At 76.2% G+C, this 17774-nt stretch carries 20 protein-coding genes; 11 read left to right on the plus strand and 9 right to left on the minus strand.

Translation table 11 applies throughout. The annotated features are described in order from the left end of the window. Positions 1 to 13 precede the first annotated feature (13 nt). Genes ACSNOB_RS22150 through ACSNOB_RS22160 form a run of 3 tightly spaced genes read right to left on the minus strand, consistent with a single transcriptional unit; the run spans position 14 to position 3410 of the window. Complete coding sequence (locus tag ACSNOB_RS22150) at positions 14 to 1540, minus strand: VWA domain-containing protein (protein WP_436688369.1); 1527 nt, start codon at positions 1538 to 1540, stop codon at positions 14 to 16. Continuing rightward, on the minus strand, positions 1537 to 2943 hold the full coding sequence (locus tag ACSNOB_RS22155; RefSeq protein ID WP_436688370.1) for a hypothetical protein: 1407 nt from the start codon (positions 2941 to 2943) through the stop codon (positions 1537 to 1539). The genes ACSNOB_RS22150 and ACSNOB_RS22155 overlap by 4 nt, the downstream gene beginning before the upstream one ends. Then, on the minus strand, positions 2943 to 3410 hold the full coding sequence (locus tag ACSNOB_RS22160; RefSeq protein WP_393109207.1) for a hypothetical protein: 468 nt from the start codon (positions 3408 to 3410) through the stop codon (positions 2943 to 2945). The genes ACSNOB_RS22155 and ACSNOB_RS22160 overlap by 1 nt, the downstream gene beginning before the upstream one ends. A gap of 299 nt (positions 3411 to 3709) precedes the next feature. Here ACSNOB_RS22160 and ACSNOB_RS22165 point away from each other — a divergent pair, with 299 nt between their 5' ends. From ACSNOB_RS22165 to ACSNOB_RS22175, 3 genes are all read left to right on the plus strand, one after another. Then, a complete protein-coding gene (locus ACSNOB_RS22165; RefSeq protein WP_436688371.1) occupies positions 3710 to 4126 on the plus strand; it encodes an ArsR/SmtB family transcription factor in 417 nt (138 codons plus the stop codon). A gap of 70 nt (positions 4127 to 4196) precedes the next feature. Continuing rightward, a complete protein-coding gene (locus ACSNOB_RS22170; RefSeq protein WP_436688372.1) occupies positions 4197 to 4757 on the plus strand; it encodes an NADAR family protein in 561 nt (186 codons plus the stop codon). A 61-nt stretch (positions 4758 to 4818) separates the two neighbouring features. Next, on the plus strand, positions 4819 to 5331 hold the full coding sequence (locus tag ACSNOB_RS22175) for an NUDIX domain-containing protein (protein ID WP_436688373.1): 513 nt from the start codon (positions 4819 to 4821) through the stop codon (positions 5329 to 5331). Positions 5332 to 5426: 95 nt separating this feature from the next. On the opposite strand, the gene ACSNOB_RS22180 is transcribed toward ACSNOB_RS22175, so the two are convergent. The 5 genes from ACSNOB_RS22180 to ACSNOB_RS22200 all read right to left on the minus strand — a co-directional run bounded on the left by ACSNOB_RS22180 (position 5427) and on the right by ACSNOB_RS22200 (position 10809). Then, entirely contained in the window at positions 5427 to 5966 is a 540-nt protein-coding gene (locus tag ACSNOB_RS22180) for an RNA 2'-phosphotransferase (RefSeq protein ID WP_436688374.1), read from the minus strand. A 262-nt stretch (positions 5967 to 6228) separates the two neighbouring features. After that, positions 6229 to 7278, minus strand: coding sequence for an aldo/keto reductase (locus ACSNOB_RS22185; protein WP_436688375.1), 1050 nt, complete (start codon positions 7276 to 7278; stop codon positions 6229 to 6231). A 198-nt stretch (positions 7279 to 7476) separates the two neighbouring features. Beyond that, complete coding sequence (locus ACSNOB_RS22190; protein ID WP_436688385.1) at positions 7477 to 9429, minus strand: ABC transporter ATP-binding protein; 1953 nt, start codon at positions 9427 to 9429, stop codon at positions 7477 to 7479. A 151-nt stretch (positions 9430 to 9580) separates the two neighbouring features. Next, entirely contained in the window at positions 9581 to 9991 is a 411-nt protein-coding gene (locus ACSNOB_RS22195) for a RidA family protein (RefSeq protein ID WP_436688376.1), read from the minus strand. Beyond that, positions 9988 to 10809, minus strand: coding sequence for an NAD(P)-dependent oxidoreductase (locus ACSNOB_RS22200; protein WP_436688377.1), 822 nt, complete (start codon positions 10807 to 10809; stop codon positions 9988 to 9990). The genes ACSNOB_RS22195 and ACSNOB_RS22200 overlap by 4 nt, the downstream gene beginning before the upstream one ends. 94 nt (positions 10810 to 10903) lie before the next feature. Here ACSNOB_RS22200 and ACSNOB_RS22205 point away from each other — a divergent pair, with 94 nt between their 5' ends. From ACSNOB_RS22205 to ACSNOB_RS22230, 6 genes are all read left to right on the plus strand, one after another. Further along, complete coding sequence (locus ACSNOB_RS22205; protein WP_436688378.1) at positions 10904 to 11797, plus strand: LysR family transcriptional regulator; 894 nt, start codon at positions 10904 to 10906, stop codon at positions 11795 to 11797. Between the two features lie 44 nt (positions 11798 to 11841). Then, on the plus strand, positions 11842 to 12336 hold the full coding sequence (gene smpB / locus ACSNOB_RS22210) for an SsrA-binding protein SmpB (RefSeq protein ID WP_436688379.1): 495 nt from the start codon (positions 11842 to 11844) through the stop codon (positions 12334 to 12336). Between the two features lie 294 nt (positions 12337 to 12630). Beyond that, a complete protein-coding gene (locus ACSNOB_RS22215; protein WP_436688380.1) occupies positions 12631 to 13056 on the plus strand; it encodes a TOBE domain-containing protein in 426 nt (141 codons plus the stop codon). Positions 13057 to 13094: 38 nt separating this feature from the next. Next, positions 13095 to 13853 carry a molybdate ABC transporter substrate-binding protein gene (modA, locus tag ACSNOB_RS22220; RefSeq protein WP_436688386.1) on the plus strand — a complete coding sequence of 253 codons (759 nt, stop codon included), beginning with the start codon at positions 13095 to 13097 and terminating at the stop codon, positions 13851 to 13853. Then, positions 13850 to 14665, plus strand: a complete 816-nt coding sequence (locus tag ACSNOB_RS22225; protein WP_436688381.1) for an ABC transporter permease — start codon at positions 13850 to 13852, stop codon at positions 14663 to 14665. Before modA ends, ACSNOB_RS22225 begins: the two co-directional genes overlap by 4 nt. Further along, the gene (locus tag ACSNOB_RS22230; protein WP_436688382.1) at positions 14662 to 15723 is read left to right on the plus strand and encodes an ABC transporter ATP-binding protein; all 1062 of its coding nucleotides are present in this window, start codon (positions 14662 to 14664) and stop codon (positions 15721 to 15723) included. The genes ACSNOB_RS22225 and ACSNOB_RS22230 overlap by 4 nt, the downstream gene beginning before the upstream one ends. A 25-nt stretch (positions 15724 to 15748) precedes the next feature. Here ACSNOB_RS22230 and ACSNOB_RS22235 read toward each other — a convergent pair whose 3' ends face one another. Then, positions 15749 to 16177: a type II toxin-antitoxin system Phd/YefM family antitoxin gene (locus ACSNOB_RS22235; RefSeq protein ID WP_393108729.1), complete on the minus strand. Its 429-nt coding sequence runs from the start codon at positions 16175 to 16177 to the stop codon at positions 15749 to 15751. A gap of 204 nt (positions 16178 to 16381) precedes the next feature. Between ACSNOB_RS22235 and ACSNOB_RS22240 the strand changes: the two genes are divergently transcribed. Beyond that, on the plus strand, positions 16382 to 17191 hold the full coding sequence (locus tag ACSNOB_RS22240; protein ID WP_436688383.1) for a hypothetical protein: 810 nt from the start codon (positions 16382 to 16384) through the stop codon (positions 17189 to 17191). Between the two features lie 56 nt (positions 17192 to 17247). Then, the coding region (locus ACSNOB_RS22245; protein WP_436688384.1) for a cellulose binding domain-containing protein at positions 17248 to 17774 on the plus strand (527 nt) is incomplete at its 3' end.

The following is a 17774-nucleotide window of genomic DNA, read 5'->3' on the forward strand; positions in this document are numbered from 1 at the left end:
GGGGTTCGTTCTCCTAGGTGAGGAAGCTCTTGAGCTCGAAGACGAGTTTGCGGATGTGGCCGGAGATCACCGGCGTGCCCAGGTCCTTGAAGCGTTGCCGGAACCAGGGGTTGACGCTCTGGTGGCCGGAGCTGTTGACCGAGCCGACCGGGATGAACCGCACCCCGGAGCGGTGCACCGCCTCGATGCCGTCGAACAGCGGCTGGGAGCGGTCGAACTCGTAGAAGTCCGAGATCCACACCATGACCGTGTTCCTCGGCTCGACGATCTTGGGACGGGCCAGCGCCATCGCCACCGGGCCGTCGTTGCCGCCGCCGAGGTTGGTGCGCAGCAGCACCTCGAACGGGTCGTGCACCCACGGCGTGAGGTCCAGCGCCCGCGTGTCGTACGCGATGAGGTGCACGTCCACCTTGGGCAGCCCGGCGAAGATCGACGCGAGGATGGTGCAGTTGACCATCGAGTCGACCATGGAGCCCGACTGGTCCACCACCACGATCAGCCGCGCCGGCGTGACCCGGCGGGCGGTCTGCCGGTAGTAGAGCCGGTCGACGTAGAGGCGCTGGTCCTCCGGGCTCCAGTTGGTCAGGTTCTGCCAGATGGTGCGGTCGAGGTCGAGGTTGCGGTAGACCCGCTTCGGCGGCACGGACCGGTCGACGACGCCGACGCTGGCCTGCGCGACCTGCGTGCGCAGCACCTCCGCGACCTCGTCGACGAACCGGCGGATCAGCGCCTTGGCGTTGGCCAGCGCCACGCCGGAGAGGTTGGCCTTGTCCCGCAGCAGCTGCTCGATCAACGACATGCTCGGCGTCAGCCGGCTGGCCAGCGTCGGGTCGGCCAGCACCTCCCGCAGGTGCATGCGGCGGACGAGGTCGCCCTCCAGGCCGGCGAGCACCCCGCCGAGGCCGTCGGTACCACCCTGCCGGCGCAGGCCGCCGGGCTCCAGGCCGAGCGCCTGCTCGAACCAGCCCGCGTCGGACTGCCACCGGGCCAACTGGCCGGCGTCGACCGCCCCGTGGCCGGTGGCGAACACGTTGAGCAGCAGCTTCGACACCAGCGCGGCACGGCGTACCTCCGCCGCGCCCGGCGCGGGGGCCGCCCCGGCACCGTCCGGCCCGGCGGCGCCGGACGCGCCCCCCGCCGTGGCGGAGGCGTCGGCGTCCACTGTGGCACCGGGGCCGGTGTCCGCCGTGACGGAAGGAGCGGCGTCGGACCCGGTGCCGGTCGCGGCGGCGGGGCCGGGCGGCCCGGCGGACGCGCCGTGCCCACCGTCCACGGGCTGGCCGGCGCCCGCCTCCGGCCCCGGTTCGAGCAGACCGCGAAGCTCGGCGGCGAGGGCCGGGAAGCGCTGGACGACGGTGTCCACCGACACCGTCGGGTCCAGCAGTGCGGCCGGCAGGCCGAGGTCGTCGACGACCGCCATGCTGGCCGATTCCAGGGCGGGCTGCTCGTCGGGGTCGAAGAGCCGGGCGAGCAGCCGCCAGTAGAGCACCTGGCGCCGGTTGGCGTCGGCGCGGTCCGCGGGAGCGAGGGAGTCGGTCATCGGCGCAGCAACCGTCCCGCGCGCTCGCGCAGCACCGCCACGGCGTCGCCCGCCTTGGCGTCGACCTTGGCGACCTTCGGGTCGGTGACCCCGCACGCCCAGTCGCCGGTGTGCGCGCCGACCGGCTTGCGCTTCACGGTGGCCTGCACCGCCAGCGGCTGGAGCAGCCACCGGCCGTCGTCCCACCGGAGCAGGCCGAGGCACGCCGAGGAGGCCGCGACCAGGTCCGGCGTGAGCGGACCGCAGGACGGCAGCCGGTCGACCGCGACGGCGAGCCGGTGGCCGTCGAGCTCGACGGCGAGGGCACCGTCGTCGTCGCGCACGGCGTAGCCCTCCAGCAGGACGGGCTCGGCGATCCCCACCGGGTGCCGGTCCAGCGGTGCCGACGCCGCCGCGACGGCCGTCGAGAGCAGGACCCGCGCGGTGGCGAACGGGTCGGCGGCCTCGCCGGGCCGCGCCCGGTCGTCGCGCCAGAGCAGGTCGCCGCCGCACAGCGGCATACCGGTGACCGCCAGGCTCCGCCGTTCGGCCAGCGCCGACAGGAGCACGGGGTGGGCGTCCAGCAGGCGCCACAGCGCGGGCCCGACGATCGTCTCCACCTTGACCGCGCCGACGGTGGCACGGACCAGCCGGGGCGCGGCGCCGTCGGCCGGTTCGAGGATCGCGTGCACCTGCGCCTGCACGGCGGTGTCGTGCTCGTGCACGTCGACGCCGAGCACGAGGAGCCGCCCGGAGACCTCCTCGACGGCGGGCGGCGCGGTCGCGGCCGCCGCGTCCTGGGCCAGCAGCAGGCCGCGGGCCCACAGATCGGCCCAGCGCCGCACCGGCGGATGCGCCATGGTGGCGACCGGCGCGCAGGCCCGCAGCTCGGCGGCGAGACCGTCGAGCAGCACCGCCAGCCGACGCAGGCCGGGCTCGGCGAGGGCGGCCTCGATCGGCGCCGCCGCCGTGGCGACGAGCTCGTGGTCGACGCCGCCCCACCCCGTGACCGCCAGCTCGTGCAGCCACGCGCGGGCCCCGGCGAGCGGGGGCGGCGCGTCGGCCGGCGGCTCGGGCGTGCCCGGCGCCCACGGGGCGCGGGCCCGGCCCAGGGCGGCGTCGAGCTGCCCGAGCAGCGCGTCGTGGGCCGCGCCGAGCAGCGCGCACCGGGCACCGGCGAGGGCGACGAGATGCTCCTCCGCCACCGAGCCGGCGGTCACCTTGCCGACCGCCTCGGCCACCCGGTCGCCGAGCGGGGTGGGGGCGAGCGCGCCGGCCAGCGCGGCCAGTGCCGCCGCGTCGTCCTCGCCGACGCGGGCGAACCCGCGGACGAGGGCGTCGTCGAGGCCGGCGACGAGGTCGAGGGCGTCCGTCAGGCCGGTCGGGGCGCCGTCGCACAGGACGGCGAGCTGCGTGCCGAGCATCAGCGGCCCGCCCCGGTGGCCGGGAACCAGTGCAGCTCGGGCAGGGGGGCCGAGCTGCCCGGGAGTTCCAGGTAGGACAGGTGGCGCAGGAAGCGGCTGAACACGACGGCGGCGGGGGTCGGCTCGTGCCGCGCGTCCAGGGCGGCGAGCAGCTCCGCGCCGGTGCTCGCCCCGGCGCCGACCTCGACCCGCAGGTAACGGGCGACCCGGTCGACGCCGTACTGGAGGACGGCCTCCTCCACGAGGGTGTGCAGGTGCTTGCACGGGGCGCCGCGCAGCCCGCCGCAGGGGCGGTTGTTGTTGGTGCTGCAGTGGTAGGCGTGGGTGCCGGAGGCGATCGAGGACACGTAGACCCGTTCGACGTCCGACCCGCTGGACACCACGCCCTGCAACCGCCCGTCGGCCAGCTCCACGAAGGGCGCCTTGGCCAGCTTGCGCGGCCGCGCGGGCGGCACCACCCGTGCGATGCTGCGCCGACTCCACGCGGCCTGTTCCGCGTCCGCCACTGTCCGAACCTCCCGTCCGCCGCCACGCGGCGCCACCGTGACCCGGGCGCCACCGGATCGGCCCGGCGTCACCGTCACGACGAGGATCATGGACCACGGGTGCGACATCGCCGACGGGCGGGCCCGCCGACCGCCGGGCGCGGTCACGGTCGGTCGCGCTGAGGGCGGGACGGGCGTACGACCGGGGCGTCGCCTGCCCGACACCGGCCCGGCGCCCATCACACCTCGCCTAATTAAGTTGAAGTTGATATAAATAGTCGGTGCACGCCTTCGATGTGCTCGGCGACCCCGTGCGGCGCCGCATCCTCGAGCTGCTCACCGACGGTGAGATGACCGCCGGCGGGCTGTGCGACGTGATCCGGCGCGAGTTCGGGATCTCCCAGCCGGCCGTCTCGCAGCATCTCAAGGTGTTGCGGGACAACGGCTTCGCCACGGTGCGTGCGGAGGGGACCCGGCGGCTCTACGCCGTCGACCCCGGGCCCCTGCGGGAGATCGACCAGTGGCTCGACCACTTCCGCCAGTTCTGGACGCCGCCCCTGCAGGCCCTCGCGACCGAGCTCGCCCGGGGAATGCGGGAACGGCGGCGGCGCGGGCGGCCCGGCGACGCGACGGACCGCGACGCGACGGACGGCGACACGACGGACCGCGACGCGGCCGACCGCGACGCGGAGCGGTGAGCGACCCGACCGCACCGCCGCCCGGAAAAGGTGCGGCGTCCTGTCGGAGCCCTCGGGCAGACTCTGCGGCATGTCGCCGCGATCCGTCGCCGATCTCGTCGCCGCCGTCGGCGCCGGCGAGAAGGTCCGCTACCTGCATTTCTGGGGCCACCGGCCGCGCCGCGACGGCAGCGTCGGGCCCGGCTGCCTGAGCCAGTGGTGGCCGGCGCCGTTCCGCGACGGCGGCCGGACGTACGCCACCGCCGAGCACTGGATGATGTGGCACAAGGCGATGCTGTTCGGCGACCCGGACATCGCCGGGCAGATCCTCGCGGCCGGGCACCCGCACCGCGCCAAGGCGCTCGGCCGCCGCGTGCGTGGTTTCGACGAGGCGACCTGGGCGGCCCGGCGCTACGACATCGTGGTGGCGGGCAGCGTCGCCAAGTTCGGCCAGCACGACGAGCTGCGGGCGTTCCTGCTGGCCACCGGCGGGCGGGTGCTCGTGGAGGCCAGCCCGGTGGATCGCGTCTGGGGCATCGGTCTGGCCGCCGACGACCCCCGCGCGGAGGATCCGCGGGCATGGCCCGGCGCGAACCTGCTCGGCTTCGCCCTCATGGACGCGCGCGACAGGCTCCGCGCAGGCGGTCCGTGACGGGCTGGCCGCCGCCGCACGGCCGGGCTGCCCCCGGCCCGAACGGGTAACGTGCTGCGGCATGACGGCCGTCGCATACTCCCACTGCTCGTTCTGCGGCACGGCGTACCCGGCGGCGGCCGGGTGGCCACGGGTCTGCGCGTCCTGCGGGGAGACCGTGTGGCGCAACCCGCTGCCCGTCGCGGTGGCGGTGCTGCCGGTCCGCACGGGCGCGAGCCTCGGCGTGGTCGTCGTCCGCCGGGACATCGAGCCGGCGCGCGGCCTGCTCGCGCTGCCGGGCGGCTTCATCGAGTACGGCGAGGAGTGGCAGGACGCCCTGGTGCGGGAGCTGTGGGAGGAGACCGGCCTGCGCGCCGACGCGGCCGACGCCCGGCTCTTCGCGGTGCACAGCGCCCCGGCCGGCGGCACGATGATGGTCTTCGGCGAGCTGCCCGAGCAGCGGGCCGACGCGCTGCCGCCCTCGGCGCCCACCGAGGAGGCGACCGAGTGGCTGGTGCTCACCGAGCCGACGGAGCTGGCCTTCTCCACCCACACCCGGGTGCTCGCCGACTTCCTCGCCCAGCGGGCGGCCTGAGTTCGTCGCCCAGGCCGCGAGATGGCGGCGGGCCGGACTCAACCGCGAGGTGGCGGGCAGGCTGAGCGAGGTGGCCGGCGGGCCGATCCGGTCGCTCAGACCGCGAGGTAGCGGGCGGGCACCGCGTCGGTGAGCCAGACGCCGTTGGCGCTGCGGTAGAAGGCGTGCCCGTCGCGGGCCATCGCCGCCGCGTCCACGGTCAGGATGACCACCTCTCCCCGCCGACGGGCGCCCACCTGCCGGGCGGTCGCCACGTCCGGCGACAGGTGGACGTGGTGCCGGCCGCCCCGGTGCAGGCCGGTGGCCCGGATGGAGTCGAGGGCGGCGCCGCTGGTGCCGTGGTAGAGCCGCGCCGGCGGCGGGCAGGGCGTGAGCCCCAGGTCGACCGGGATGGAGTGGCCCTGGTTCGCCCGGATCCGCTCGACGCCGTCGGGGCCGCGTTCGACGGCGAAACGCTGCTTGTCGTTGCCCACCACCACGGCGTCGAGGTCGGCGCGGTCGATCCGCAGCGCGGCGAGCAGGTCGTCGACCGGCACCCAGCCGGCCCGGTCGGGCACGAGGCCGAACCGGGCGGGCTCGTGCCGCAACGCCAGGGACATCCGCTTGCTCAGCCCCACCATCGCCCGGTGATCCACACCCGGAGTCTCCCTCCCGGAGCACGGTCCGCGCCATCCGATTCGACCCGCCCGCCGACGGTGGCCGGCCGCGCGCCCGCCGCATCCGTACGGTCCGACCGCCGCACCCGGACCGATCCCCGCCGTCGGGCGGCCACACCCCGCGACTCCCGCGGCCCGGCGGCCGGGACCACGCCGATCCGGGCGGCCGCACCCCGCCGATCACACGGTCGGGGTGCGGCCGGACTCCCTGGTCAGGCGGCCGTGCCGCCGACGCCCGCGCTCACGCGGCGGGCCGATCGGCCGGCAGGCGGCGACGGAGGGACGGGTCGGTCAGCACCGGCGGGCGCCACGCGCCGTCCGGGGCGTACAGGTCGGTGCCGGGCGGGACGATCTCGTCGATCCGGTCGAGCGTGGCGTCGTCCAGGGTCAGCGCCGCACCGGCGAGCAGGCCGTCGAGCTGCGCCATCGTCCGCGGCCCGAGGATCGCGGAGGTGACCCCCGGGTGGGCCACCGTGAACGCCACGGCCAGCTCCGGCAGCGAGCAGCCGACGTCCCCGGCCAGCTCGACCAGCCGCTCGACCGCCTGGTACTTGGCGGCGTTGCCGGGGGCCGACGGGTCGAACCGGGCCGGGGTCAGCGCCGGCCGGCCGGCGGTCAGGTCGACCGGGCGGCCGTCGCGGTAGCGGCCGGACAGGAAACCCGACGCGAGCGGGCTCCAGACCAGCACCCCCATGCCGTAGCGCTGGCAGACCGGGAGCACGTCGGCCTCGATGCCCCGGGCGAGGATCGAGTACGGCGGCTGCTCGGTGCGGAACCGCCCGAGGCCCCGCCGCTCGGCGACGTGCTGCGCCTCGACGATCTCCTCCGCCGGGAACGTGGAGCAGCCGAAGGCCCGGATCTTGCCGGCCCGGACGAGGTCGCTCAGGACGCCGAGGGTCTCCTCGATGTCGGTGGTGTGGTCGGGGCGGTGCACCTGGTAGAGGTCGATCCAGTCGGTGTCGAGCCGGCGGAGGCTGTCCTCGACGGCGCGCATGATCCAGCGTCGGGAGTTGCCGCCGCGATTGCGCCCCTCCCCCATCGGGAAGTGCACCTTGGTGGCGAGCACGACGTCGTCCCGGCGGCCCCGCAGCGCCCGGCCGACGATGCGTTCGCTCTCGCCGGCCGAGTACATGTCGGCGGTGTCGACCAGGTTGATGCCGCGGTCCAGGGCGGCGTGGATGATCCGTACGCAGTCGTCGTGGTCGGGGTTGCCGACGGCGCCGAACATCATCGTGCCGAGCGCGTGGACGCTCACCTCGATGCCGGTGCCGCCCAGGACGCGGTAGTGCATGCTCGTGCTCCTCGTGGTCGCCACGCCCCGCGTCGGTCCGCCGGGCGCGCGAGCCACGTTAGGAATTCGAGTGCACTGGAAGTCAACACCGGACCGCCCGGCCACGCACGGGCGGCCGGTCGGCGGCGCACGACGGCGGACCAGCGCGGCACGGCGGACCAGCGACACGGCTGCGGGTCAGCGGCGCGCGGCGGCGGGTCAGCGGGGCACGGCGTCGTCGGCCGCCGGGGACCGGGCGAGGTAGCCGCTGGCCTGCAGGTCGAACAGCTCCCGGTAGAGGCCGTCGGCCGACATCAGCTCGTCGTGGGTGCCCTGCTGGACCAGCCGCCCGTGCTCCATCACGAAGATCTGGTCGGCGTGCCGGACATTGGCCAGCCGGTGGGTGATCAGCACGACGGCCCGGTCGGCACGGCGGCGCAGGTGCCGGAAGAGCGCGTGCTCGGCGCGTGCGTCCAAAGCCGCCGACGGCTCGTCGCAGATCAGCAGGGCGGCGTCCCGGTAGAGGCCGCGGGCCGCCACGAGCCGTTGCCACTGCCCGCCGGAGAGGTCCTGGCCGTCCTTGAACTCGCGGTCGAGCAGGGTGTCGTAGCCGAAGGGCAGGTCGGCGATCATGTCGTGCGCGGCCGCCGCCCGCGCGGCGTCGTGCACGCTGGGCCCCGGCCGCTCGGGCGACCGGTCGTGCCGCCCGACGCGGATGTTCTGCCGCGCGGTGAACGGGAACTTCCACCAGTCCTGCGTCATCACCGCCACGTGCCCGCCGGTGGCCCGGGGATCCAGCTCGCGGACGTCCACGCCGTCCCAGCGGACGGCGCCGCCGGTCGGCCGGTAGAGCCCGGCGACGAGCTTGGCCAGGGTCGTCTTGCCGGAGCCGTTCTCGCCGACCAGGGCGATGACCTGGCCGCGCCGCACGGTGAGGCTGACCTCGTCGACGGCGGGCCGCTCGGTGTCCGGATAGCGCAGGCTCACCCGGTCGAGCTCGATCACGTCGAACCCGTCGACCGCTCGCCCGCCGCCCGTCGGGACGCGCGACCGGGCCCGGTCGAGGAAGTCGCGGTAGTCCTGGTAATAGAGGGCGTCCTCGTAGAGCGAGTTGGTGGCGAGGACCGCGACGCCGAGGCTGGAGCGGGCGGACTGCAGGGCGAACAACGCGGTCGCGGCGGCGGCGAGCGCCACCATGCCGCCCAGCAGCAGCGCGCCGAGCACCGCGTAGACGCCGAAGGTGGCGAGACCGGCGACGGACGCGCCGACCACCCGGGTGCTGGTCTGCGCGCGGACCAGGCGCAGGTGGGCGCGGGTCTCGACGGCCATCATGGCGCGGTACTCGGCGAGCAGGAAGTCGCGCATCTGATAGGCCCGGACCTCGGCGGCGGTGTGCCGGTTGGCCATCAGCCGGGCCAGCATCCACATCCGCCGCCGCCGGGTGATCCGGGCCAGCATGGCCAGGTACTGCCGGCGGGCGATCCGCACCGCGGTGGCCGCCTGCGGCACTGCCGCGAGGAGCAGGCAGGGCAGCAGCACCGGCTGGATCACCGTCACCGCCACGGCGGTGGCGAGCATCCCCACCACGCCCGTGACGAGATTGACGGTGTGGTCGACGATGTAGGCCGCCTCGCCCATGCCCCGGTCCCGGGCGCGGTCCATCTCCTCGGCGAACCCGGCGTCGTCGAACGCGGCCAGTTCCACCGCCGTGGTGGCCTCGAAGAGCCGCAGCTCGACCGCGTAGTTGATCTGCGGGGTCAGCCGGGCCTGTGCCCAACCGGCCGCGATCGTCAGCCCGCCCTTGGCCGCCACGGCCGCCGCCGCCACGGTCAGCGCCGGCAGGGCGGCGCGGACGCGGTCCGGGGTGGGCCCGGCGGCGAACAGCGCCCGCAGCACGCCGGTCGTGGCGAGCAGCCCGAAGGTGGTCATCACCCCGGCGGCGACGTTCAGGCCGATGGAGGCGACGGTGTCCCGGCGGCTGGTGGCCCAGGCCAGCGCGACCGCCTCCCGGACCAGCCGGGGCAGCCGGCGGGCGACCGCCCAGAAGCTGGTGTGGGCGAACTCGCGCGCGTGGTGCATCCACTCCGCGTCCTCCAGCTCCGGCAGGAGCGCGGTGGCGCCGTCGTCGTCCGGGTGGTCGTCCTCCCCGGACGGCTGGCGCTGGCGGGTCATCGACTCCACGGAACGCTCCTCGGGCGCGGCGATCGGCGGACGTCCCCGCCGGGCGGGGTGGCCGTGACGCGTCCGACCGGCGAGGACCGCCCGAGACTACTGCCCGCAATCGGATGCTGTCTCCGGGTGACCGGCGTGTCGAACGAGCGTGCTAACGGCGTGTCGCCACGGCGGTCACCTCCACCTCGATCAGCGCGCCGGGCAGGAAGAGCCGGTTGACCTCCACGGTCGTGCTGGCGGGCGGGGGCGTGGCGGTGAACAGCCGGCGCCGGACCGAGGCGTACCCCGGCAGGTCGCCGAGGTCGGTCATGAACGTCCGGATGTGCAGCACGTCCGCCAGCCCGGCGCCGTGGGCGGCGAGCACCCCGTCGACGATCTCGAAGATCCGTTCGGACTGCGCGACGACGTCGCCGGGCCCGACCAGGTGACCGTCGTCGTCGACGGCCACCTGACCGGCGAGCACGAGCAGGGCGCCGCCGGGCAGGTCGAGGCGGGCCACGTGGGCGAACCGGTCGCCGAACGGCGCGGCGACGGTCGGCGGGTTGTCGAGGGTCAGGTTCACGAGCGCTCCAGGGTCACGAGGGTGGCGATGTCGGTGGTCGGGTCGGGGGCGGCGTCCAGCACGGTCCGGGTCGCCCGGACCAGCGGGGCCGCGGCGGGACCGAGCGCCTCGCGGGCCAGGTCGAGGTCCTTGCCGGCGAGCGCGACCGGGAAGTCGGCGTCCCGGGCGGCGGCCCGCTCGAGCACACCGCCCAGTGGGCCGCCGGCCAGCGCATCGAGGGCGGCGGCCGGGTCGACGCCGACGGCGCGGGCGACCGCGAGGGTGTCGGCCAGTCCGCCCATCGCCACGAGCAGCGCCGTGTTGAGCACGAGCTTCAGGGCGGCCCCGCTGCCCGTGCCCCCGCAGTGCCGCACGGTGCCGAGCGCCGCCAGGACGGGGGCGACGCGGGCGACGGCGACGTGGGTGCCGCCGGCGAACACGCGGAGCCGGCCGGCCCGGGCGGCGGCCACGCTGCCGCCCACCGGCGCGTCGACGAGGTCGACCGTGCCGGGCAGCCGTGCCGCCAGGTCGCCGACGGCGGCCGGACCGATGGTGGACATGTCGACCAGGCAGGCGCCGGCCGGCAGGGCCGGGGCGGCGCCGTCCGGGCCGAACAGCACCGCGTCGACGGCGGCGGCATCGGTCAGCATCGTGATGGCGATCTCGGCGGTGCGGACGGCCTCGGCCGGCGTGCGGGCCACCGCCGCCCCGGCCCGCCCGAGCGGGGCGGCGCGGGCGGCGGTGCGGTTCCACACCGTCACGTGGTGACCGGCGTCGAGCAGGCGCAGGGCGATCGACGCCCCCATCCGCCCGGCGCCGAGTACGGCGATCTTCGTCATGCCGGAAACCGTAGGCAGGGGGGCGTCATGCGACAAACGAATCTTTGCGATGCCAGCCATGCGCTACCCGCATGGATCCGCGTACGCTCTACGGGTGCAACCGCTGGCCCTCGAGGTGTTCCGCACGGTGGCCCGCCACGGGTCGATCACGGCCGCCGCCCGCGAGCTGCGCTACACCCAGTCGGCGGTCTCGCGGCAGATCGCGGCGCTGGAGGCCGACCTGGGTGTGGCGCTGTTCGACCGTCTCCCGCGCGGCGTCGCGCTGACCGAGCCGGGGCGGTGCCTGTTGCCGCACGCCGACGCGGTGCTGGAGCGGCTGGCCACCGCGCACCGGGACCTCGACGCGCTGCGCGGGCTGGGCGGCGGCCGACTGCGGGTGGGCGCGTTCCCGACCGCGATGGCGGCCCTCGTGCCACGCGCGCTGGCCGGTTTCCGGGGCGCGCACCCGCGGGTGACCCTGTCGGTGGTGGAGGGGCGGACGCCGGACCTGCTGGAGCGACTGCTCGCCGGCGACGCCGACATCGCCGTGGTGAGCACACCGCCCGACCGACCGCTGGACGCCGGGCGCTTCGACCTGCACCACCTGCTCGACGAGCACCTGCTGGTCGCGGTGGCCCGGGAGCACCCGCTGGCCCGGCGCCGCACGGTGCGCCTGGCGGAACTGGCCGACGACCCGTTCATCGCCGGGTCGCCCGGCGGCGAGGACCCGCTGATGCGCGCCACCATGCCGCCCGGCTTCCGGCCCCGGGTGGACATCGTCGCCGCCGACTGGACCGGCAAGCTGGGCTGCGTGGCGGCCGGCCTCGGGGTGGCGCTGGTGCCGGCGCTGGCGATCCGGGCCGCCCCGGCCGACCTGGCCCTGCTGCGCCTGCACGCCGACGACGCGCCGGCCCGCCGGGTGTACGCGGCCACCGCCGCCGGCCGGCACCGTCCGCCCGCGGTCGCCCGGCTGCTCGCCGGCCTGGCCGAGGAGGCCCGCGGGCTCTGAGCCGGGGCCGGGGTCACGACCGCCGGGCGGATATCCTCTACGGGGTGAACCCGGCCCGGCAGACCGAGCGCAAGCTGATCGCCTCGAACAAGAAGGCGCGGCACGACTACACGATCCTCAAGACCTACGAGGCGGGCATCGTGCTGGCCGGCACCGAGGTCAAGTCGCTGCGCGAGGGGCGGGCGTCGCTGGTCGACGCGTTCGCCCAGGAACACGACGGCGAACTCATGCTGCACGGGCTGCACATCGCCGAGTACGGCTTCGGCAGCTGGACCAACCACGCGCCGCGACGGACCCGCAAGCTGCTGCTGCGCCGGGTGGAGATCGCCCGGATCCTGGAGAAGACCCGCGAGGGCGGCCTGACCCTGGTGCCGCTGTCGATGTACTTCGCGGGCGGCTGGGCGAAGGTCGAACTCGCCCTGGCCAAGGGCAGGAAGTCGTACGACAAGCGGCAGGCCCTGGCCCAGCGGGACGCCGACCGGGAGATCGCCCGGGAGTTGGGCCGCCACCTCAAGGGCCGCACCGCGCGGCGGGGCTGACCGCCGCCTGCCTGCCGCTCAGCCGCGGCCCTGGACCGCCGCTGCCGGTCCCGTCCGGTCTCCCGGTCGCCGCCCGCGCGAGCCCTCCGTCTTACTCCATGCCCACACCGCGCGCCGGCCGTTACGGCCCGTGTCGCTGGCCGCCCTGGCCGTGGGACTGTCGTCCGCCCGCCGGCGGCGGCCACTCGCCGGCCGATCGACCTCGCGGCTGCCAGGGCTGACGTCCAGGGCAGCGGCATCCGCGAGGACAGGCGTGCATTCCTCCTCGCACCTGCCGGAGGCTAGGGTGGGCCGGTGACGACGTTCCGCATCGGGGAGGCGGCCGAGCTGCTCGGGGTCAGCGCCGACACCGTGCGCCGCTGGGTCGACGCCGGCCGGCTCACCGCCGGCCGCGACGAGCACGGGCACCGGGTGATCGACGGGGTCGACCTCGCCGCGTTCGCGCGCGGGCAGGCGGCCGACCCCGACGAGCGGTCGGACGCCTCCTCGGCCCGCAACCGGCTGCGCGGCATCGTGGTCAACGTCGTCAAGGACACGGTCATGGCGCAGGTCGATATCCAGGCCGGGCCGTTCCGGATCGTCTCGCTGATGAGCCGGGAGGCCGTCGACGAGCTGGACCTGCGGGTCGGCTCGCTGGCCGTCGCGGTGATCAAGTCGACCACGGTGGTGGTGGAACGGGCCACCCCGCCGGCCGGCGTCCGCGGGAGGCAGGGATCGTGAGGGCGGGTCCCCGACCGGGACGCGGGCGCCGGGGCCCGCTGCGCACGGTGGCCGCGGTCCTCGCCCTCGCCGTCCTGGCCGGCTGCGGCGGCGGGGCCCCCGCCGCCGGCGGCACCGGCGTCGGCGGCACGGTGACCGTGTTCGCCGCGGCCTCGCTGACCGAGTCGTTCACCCGGCTCGGCCGGGACTTCGAGGCGACCCACCCGGGCACGACCGTGGTCTTCAACTTCGCGGGCAGCTCGGCGCTGGCCGCCCAGGTCAACCAGGGCGCGCCGGCCGACGTGTTCGCCTCGGCGGCGACGCGGAACATGGCCACGGTCACCGGGGCCGGCAACGCCGACGGCGACCCGGTCGTCTTCGTCCGCAACCAGCTCGTCGTCGCCGTGCCGAGGGGCAACCCGCGGGGCGTCGCCGGGCTGGCCGACCTGACCCGCCCGGGGCTGACCGTCGCGCTCTGCGCCGAGCAGGTGCCGTGCGGCGCGGCGGCGCGCACGGCGCTCGACGCCGCCTCGGTCAGCCTCACCCCCGTCACCCTGGAGCAGGACGTCCGGGGCGCGCTGGCCAAGGTGCGGCTGGGCGAGGTCGACGCGGCCCTCGTCTACCGCACGGACGCGCTGGCCGCCGCGGCCGACGTGACGGCCGTCGAGTTCCCCGAGTCGGCCCGCGCCGTCAACGACTACCCGATCGTGGCGCTGCGGGACGCGCCCAATCCGGCCGGCGGGCGGGCGTTCGTCGCGTACGTCCGCGGGGAGCGGGGCCGGGCGGTGCTCACCGAGGCCGGGTTCCAGGCCCCGTGAGGCGTACGGACGGCGCGCGTGGGAGGCGGCGGGGCGCCGGGGTGCCCGTCGCGCTGCTGCTGCCGGCCGTGCTCGGCCTGGTGTTCCTCGTCCTGCCGCTGGTCGGCCTGCTGGCCCGTACGCCGTGGGCCACCCTGCCGCAGCGGCTGACCGAGCCGGGCGTGCTCACCGCGCTGCGGCTGTCCCTGCTGACCGCCACCCTCGCCACGCTGCTCTGCCTGCTGCTCGGGGTGCCGCTGGCGTGGCTGCTGGCCCGCGTCGAGTTCCCCGGCCGCCGCCTGGTGCGCGCCCTGGTCACCGTGCCGCTGGTGCTGCCGCCCGTGGTCGGCGGGGTGGCGCTGCTGCTGGTCTTCGGCCGGCGGGGCCTGCTCGGTGGGTGGCTCGACACGACGTTCGGGATCACCCTGCCGTTCAGCACCACCGGCGTGGTGCTGGCGGAGGCGTTCGTGGCGATGCCGTTCCTCGTGATCGCCGTGGAGGGCGCGCTGCGCGGCGCGGACCGCCGGTACGAGGAGGCGGCGGCGACGCTCGGCGCCGGTCGGTGGACGACGTTCACCCACGTCACCCTGCCCCTGGTGGCGCCCGGCCTGGCCGCCGGCGCGGTGCTGTGCTGGGCCCGGGCGCTCGGCGAGTTCGGCGCCACCATCACCTTCGCCGGCAACTATCCCGGCCGGACGCAGACCATGCCGCTGGCGGTCTACCTGGCGCTGGAGACGGACGTGCAGGCCGCCGTGGTGCTCAGCCTCGTCCTGCTCACCGTCTCGGTGGCCATCCTGGCGGGGCTGCGCGACCGCTGGATCACCAGCCCGTGAACGCGCCCCTGCTCGACGCCCACCTCGTCGTCGACCGGGGCGGGTTCCGCCTCGACGTGCCGTTGCGGGTCGCCGCCGGCGAGGTCGTCGCGCTGCTCGGCCCCAACGGGGCGGGCAAGACCACGGCGCTGCGCGCGCTGGCCGGGCTGCTCCCGCTGACCGCCGGCCACCTCACCCTCGACGGCGTCGACCTGGACCGGCCGGGGCGCGCCTGGACGCCGACGGAGCGCCGACCGGTCGGCGTGGTGTTCCAGGACTACCTGCTCTTCCCCCACCTCAGCGCGCTGGACAACGTGGCGTTCGGGCCGCGGCGGCACGGGGCCGACCGGCGCGCCGCCCGGGAGACCGCGCGCGCCTGGCTGGACCGCGTCGGCCTGGCCGCGCACGCCCACCGCCGGCCCCGGCAGCTCTCCGGCGGGCAGGCGCAGCGGGTCGCGCTGGCCCGCGCGCTCGCCGTCGCGCCCGCGCTGCTGCTGCTGGACGAGCCGCTCGCCGCGCTCGACGCGCGCACCCGCCTGGACACCCGGGCCGAGCTGCACCGGCACCTCGCCGCGCACGCGGGGGCCGCCCTGCTGGTGACCCACGACCCGTTGGACGCCCTGGTGCTGGCCGACCGGCTGGTGATCGTCGAGGAGGGGCGGGTGGTGCAGGAGGGGGACGCCGCGACCGTCACCGCGCGCCCGCGCACCGACTACGTGGCCCGGCTGGTCGGGCTGAACCTGCACCGGGGGCGCGCGCAGGGGCACCGCGTCCGGGTGGCCGACGGGTTGACCCTCACCGTCGCCGACCGGCTCGACGGGGACGCGTTCGTCGCCTTCCGGCCGTCTGCGGTGGCCCTGCACCCGTCGCGGCCCGAGGGCAGCCCGCGCAACACGTGGGCGGCGACCGTGGCCGGGGTGCAGCGGCACGGCGACAACCTGCGGGTGCGACTGGACGGGCCGATCGGGGTGGCGGCGGACGTCACGCCGGCCGCCGCCGCCCAGCTTCGGCTGGCTCCCGGGCAGCCGGTCTGGGCCGCGGTCAAGGCGGCGGAGACCCACGCGTACCCCGCCGTCTGACGATGCCGGCGCGGCGGGGCGCCCGTCAGGGTGCGGGGTCGGCGGCCGCCAGCAGGTCGGCGTGGGCGGCGCGCAGCCGGGCGAGGCCGGGATCGCTGCCCGGCCGGACGCGGCGATCGAGCTCGGCCCACGCCTCGGCGAGGGCGGCGGTGACCGCGCGCAGCTCGGCGGAGTGCCGCCGGCTGCTCTGCCGGTGCGCCTCGTCGAGCCGCCGGGCCCAACCGGCGGTCACGGCGGCGAGGCGGTCCGCGTCGGCGCGGGCCTGCGCGCCGGTGCGGGCGGCGGCGGCCGGCACGATCGCGGCGACCGGTCGGGGATCACCGTCGCGGGTGACGACGGTGACGGTGTCGGTCAGCTCGGCCAGCGCGACGAGCTGCGTGAACCGGGTGCGCGCCTCGCGCAGCGGCACCGAGCGCGGCTGGTCGGTGTGCGGGGTGAGAGCGGGAACGGCCATGGATGGATGGTCGCCGCCGGGTACGACATTTCCGCCCGCAGCCCGTCCACCGTGGACGGCGACGCCGAAAATGGCGCTCTCCCGACTGTCGCGGCCGGTTACGCTGCCCGCCCAGCGCCGCACCGCGGCCGGCGCGGCGGACCGGCCACGGAAAACAACCGCCCGGCCGGCCGGGATCCGCGACGGTGGACGGGGAGGCGACGGGTGACGACGGCGACCTACCGGTTGGCCCGCCAGACCGCCCGATGGTGCCGGTTCGCGACGGTGACCGTGGTGGTGGCGCCGGCCGCGAGCGCCGAGGTGACGGTGTCACCGACGGCCGGCGGAATGCCCGTGGAGCGCCGGGAGGCGGAGCTGGGTGTCCGCGCCGCGCTGCACACGTTGGGCGGCGACGGCCGCCTGCGGGTGGTCGTGACGGACATCCGGGCGACGGCGGTCGACACCTCGGTGGGCGACATCCACGAGGCCGCGGCGCGGGCGGTGTGGCGGGCGACCGGCGGCGAGCCGATCCGGCGCGACTACCCCGGGTTCGGCGATCCCGAGCTGGTGGCCGCCTGGCTGCGGGAGCGCCTCGGCCTCCGGCTGGACGGGGTGACCGAGGCCCGGCACTGGTACGACGGGCGGCGCGGCAGCGACGCGGCGAGCCTGCTGCACGCCTGGCTGCACTTCGCCCACCGCCCGCCGACGCAGCTGCACGGGCGGAGCGAGGAACTGCTGCTCTCCACGACCGACCCGTACCGGTCGTACGACATGGCGGAGTGCGGCGACGTCCGGGTCGGCCCGGCGTGCCCGCCCGACCTGCTCGCCGCCGTGGTGGGTGAGCGACTGACCCGCGCGGCGGTGCTGGTCGAGACGGCCACCGGGCACTGCTCGGGGCTGCTGCTGCGCTTCGGCGGCGCCGAACTGCTCGTCGCCACCCTCGGCGACGAGTGGGTGCTGGCGCGGGACCCGGCGAGGCCCACCGTCGAGGCGCGCTGGACGATCCGGCCCGCACACCTGGACAACTACAGTTAACAATCCTAATAATTGTGCATCCGTCGATCCGACGGCCCTCGTACCGGGAGGTCCGGATGCGTCGTCCTGCCCGAAGACTGCTGCTGGCCGCCGTCGCGGCCCTCGCCACCGCCACCGCCACCACCCTGATCCTGGCCGCGCCGGCGCAGGCCGCCGGCCCGACCGCCACCTTCGTCAAGACCTCCGACTGGGGCACGGGATGGGAGGGGCGCTACACCATCACCAACGGCGGCCCGACCACCGTCACCGGTTGGCAGGTCGCCTTCACCCTGCCGGTGGGCACCACGCTCGGCTCCTACTGGGACGCCACGGTGACCAGCGCCGGCCAGCGGCACACCTTCACCAACCGCTCGTGGAACGGCACCGTCGCCCCCGGCGCCTCGGTGTCGTTCGGCTTCCTGGCCACCGGCTCCGGCTCCCCCACCGACTGCGCGCTCAACGGCGCGCCCTGCGCGGGCGGCACGCCCACCAGCCCGCCGACCACCGCGCCGCCGACGAGTGCGCCACCCACCACGGCGACCTCGGGCGACATCCGCTTCCAGCTCTGCCCGCCCGCCGAGTGCCCGGGCGTCGAGACCGAGGC

This window comes from Micromonospora sp. URMC 106 (assembly GCF_051386395.1).
Lineage (GTDB): Bacteria > Actinomycetota > Actinomycetes > Mycobacteriales > Micromonosporaceae > Micromonospora.

Bases quoted from the DNA above. Each gene is read 5' to 3' on its own strand.
- ACSNOB_RS22150 (WP_436688369.1), bottom strand. From the start codon at position 1,540: ATGACCGACTCCCTCGCTCCCGCGGACCGCGCCGACGCCAACCGGCGC.
- ACSNOB_RS22155 (WP_436688370.1), bottom strand. From the start codon at position 2,943: ATGCTCGGCACGCAGCTCGCCGTCCTGTGCGACGGCGCCCCGACCGGC.
- ACSNOB_RS22170 (WP_436688372.1), top strand. From the start codon at position 4,197: ATGTCGCCGCGATCCGTCGCCGATCTCGTCGCCGCCGTCGGCGCCGGC.
- ACSNOB_RS22175 (WP_436688373.1), top strand. From the start codon at position 4,819: ATGACGGCCGTCGCATACTCCCACTGCTCGTTCTGCGGCACGGCGTAC.
- ACSNOB_RS22185 (WP_436688375.1), bottom strand. From the start codon at position 7,278: ATGCACTACCGCGTCCTGGGCGGCACCGGCATCGAGGTGAGCGTCCAC.
- ACSNOB_RS22190 (WP_436688385.1), bottom strand. From the start codon at position 9,429: ATGACCCGCCAGCGCCAGCCGTCCGGGGAGGACGACCACCCGGACGAC.
- ACSNOB_RS22200 (WP_436688377.1), bottom strand. From the start codon at position 10,809: ATGACGAAGATCGCCGTACTCGGCGCCGGGCGGATGGGGGCGTCGATC.
- ACSNOB_RS22235 (WP_393108729.1), bottom strand. From the start codon at position 16,177: ATGGCCGTTCCCGCTCTCACCCCGCACACCGACCAGCCGCGCTCGGTG.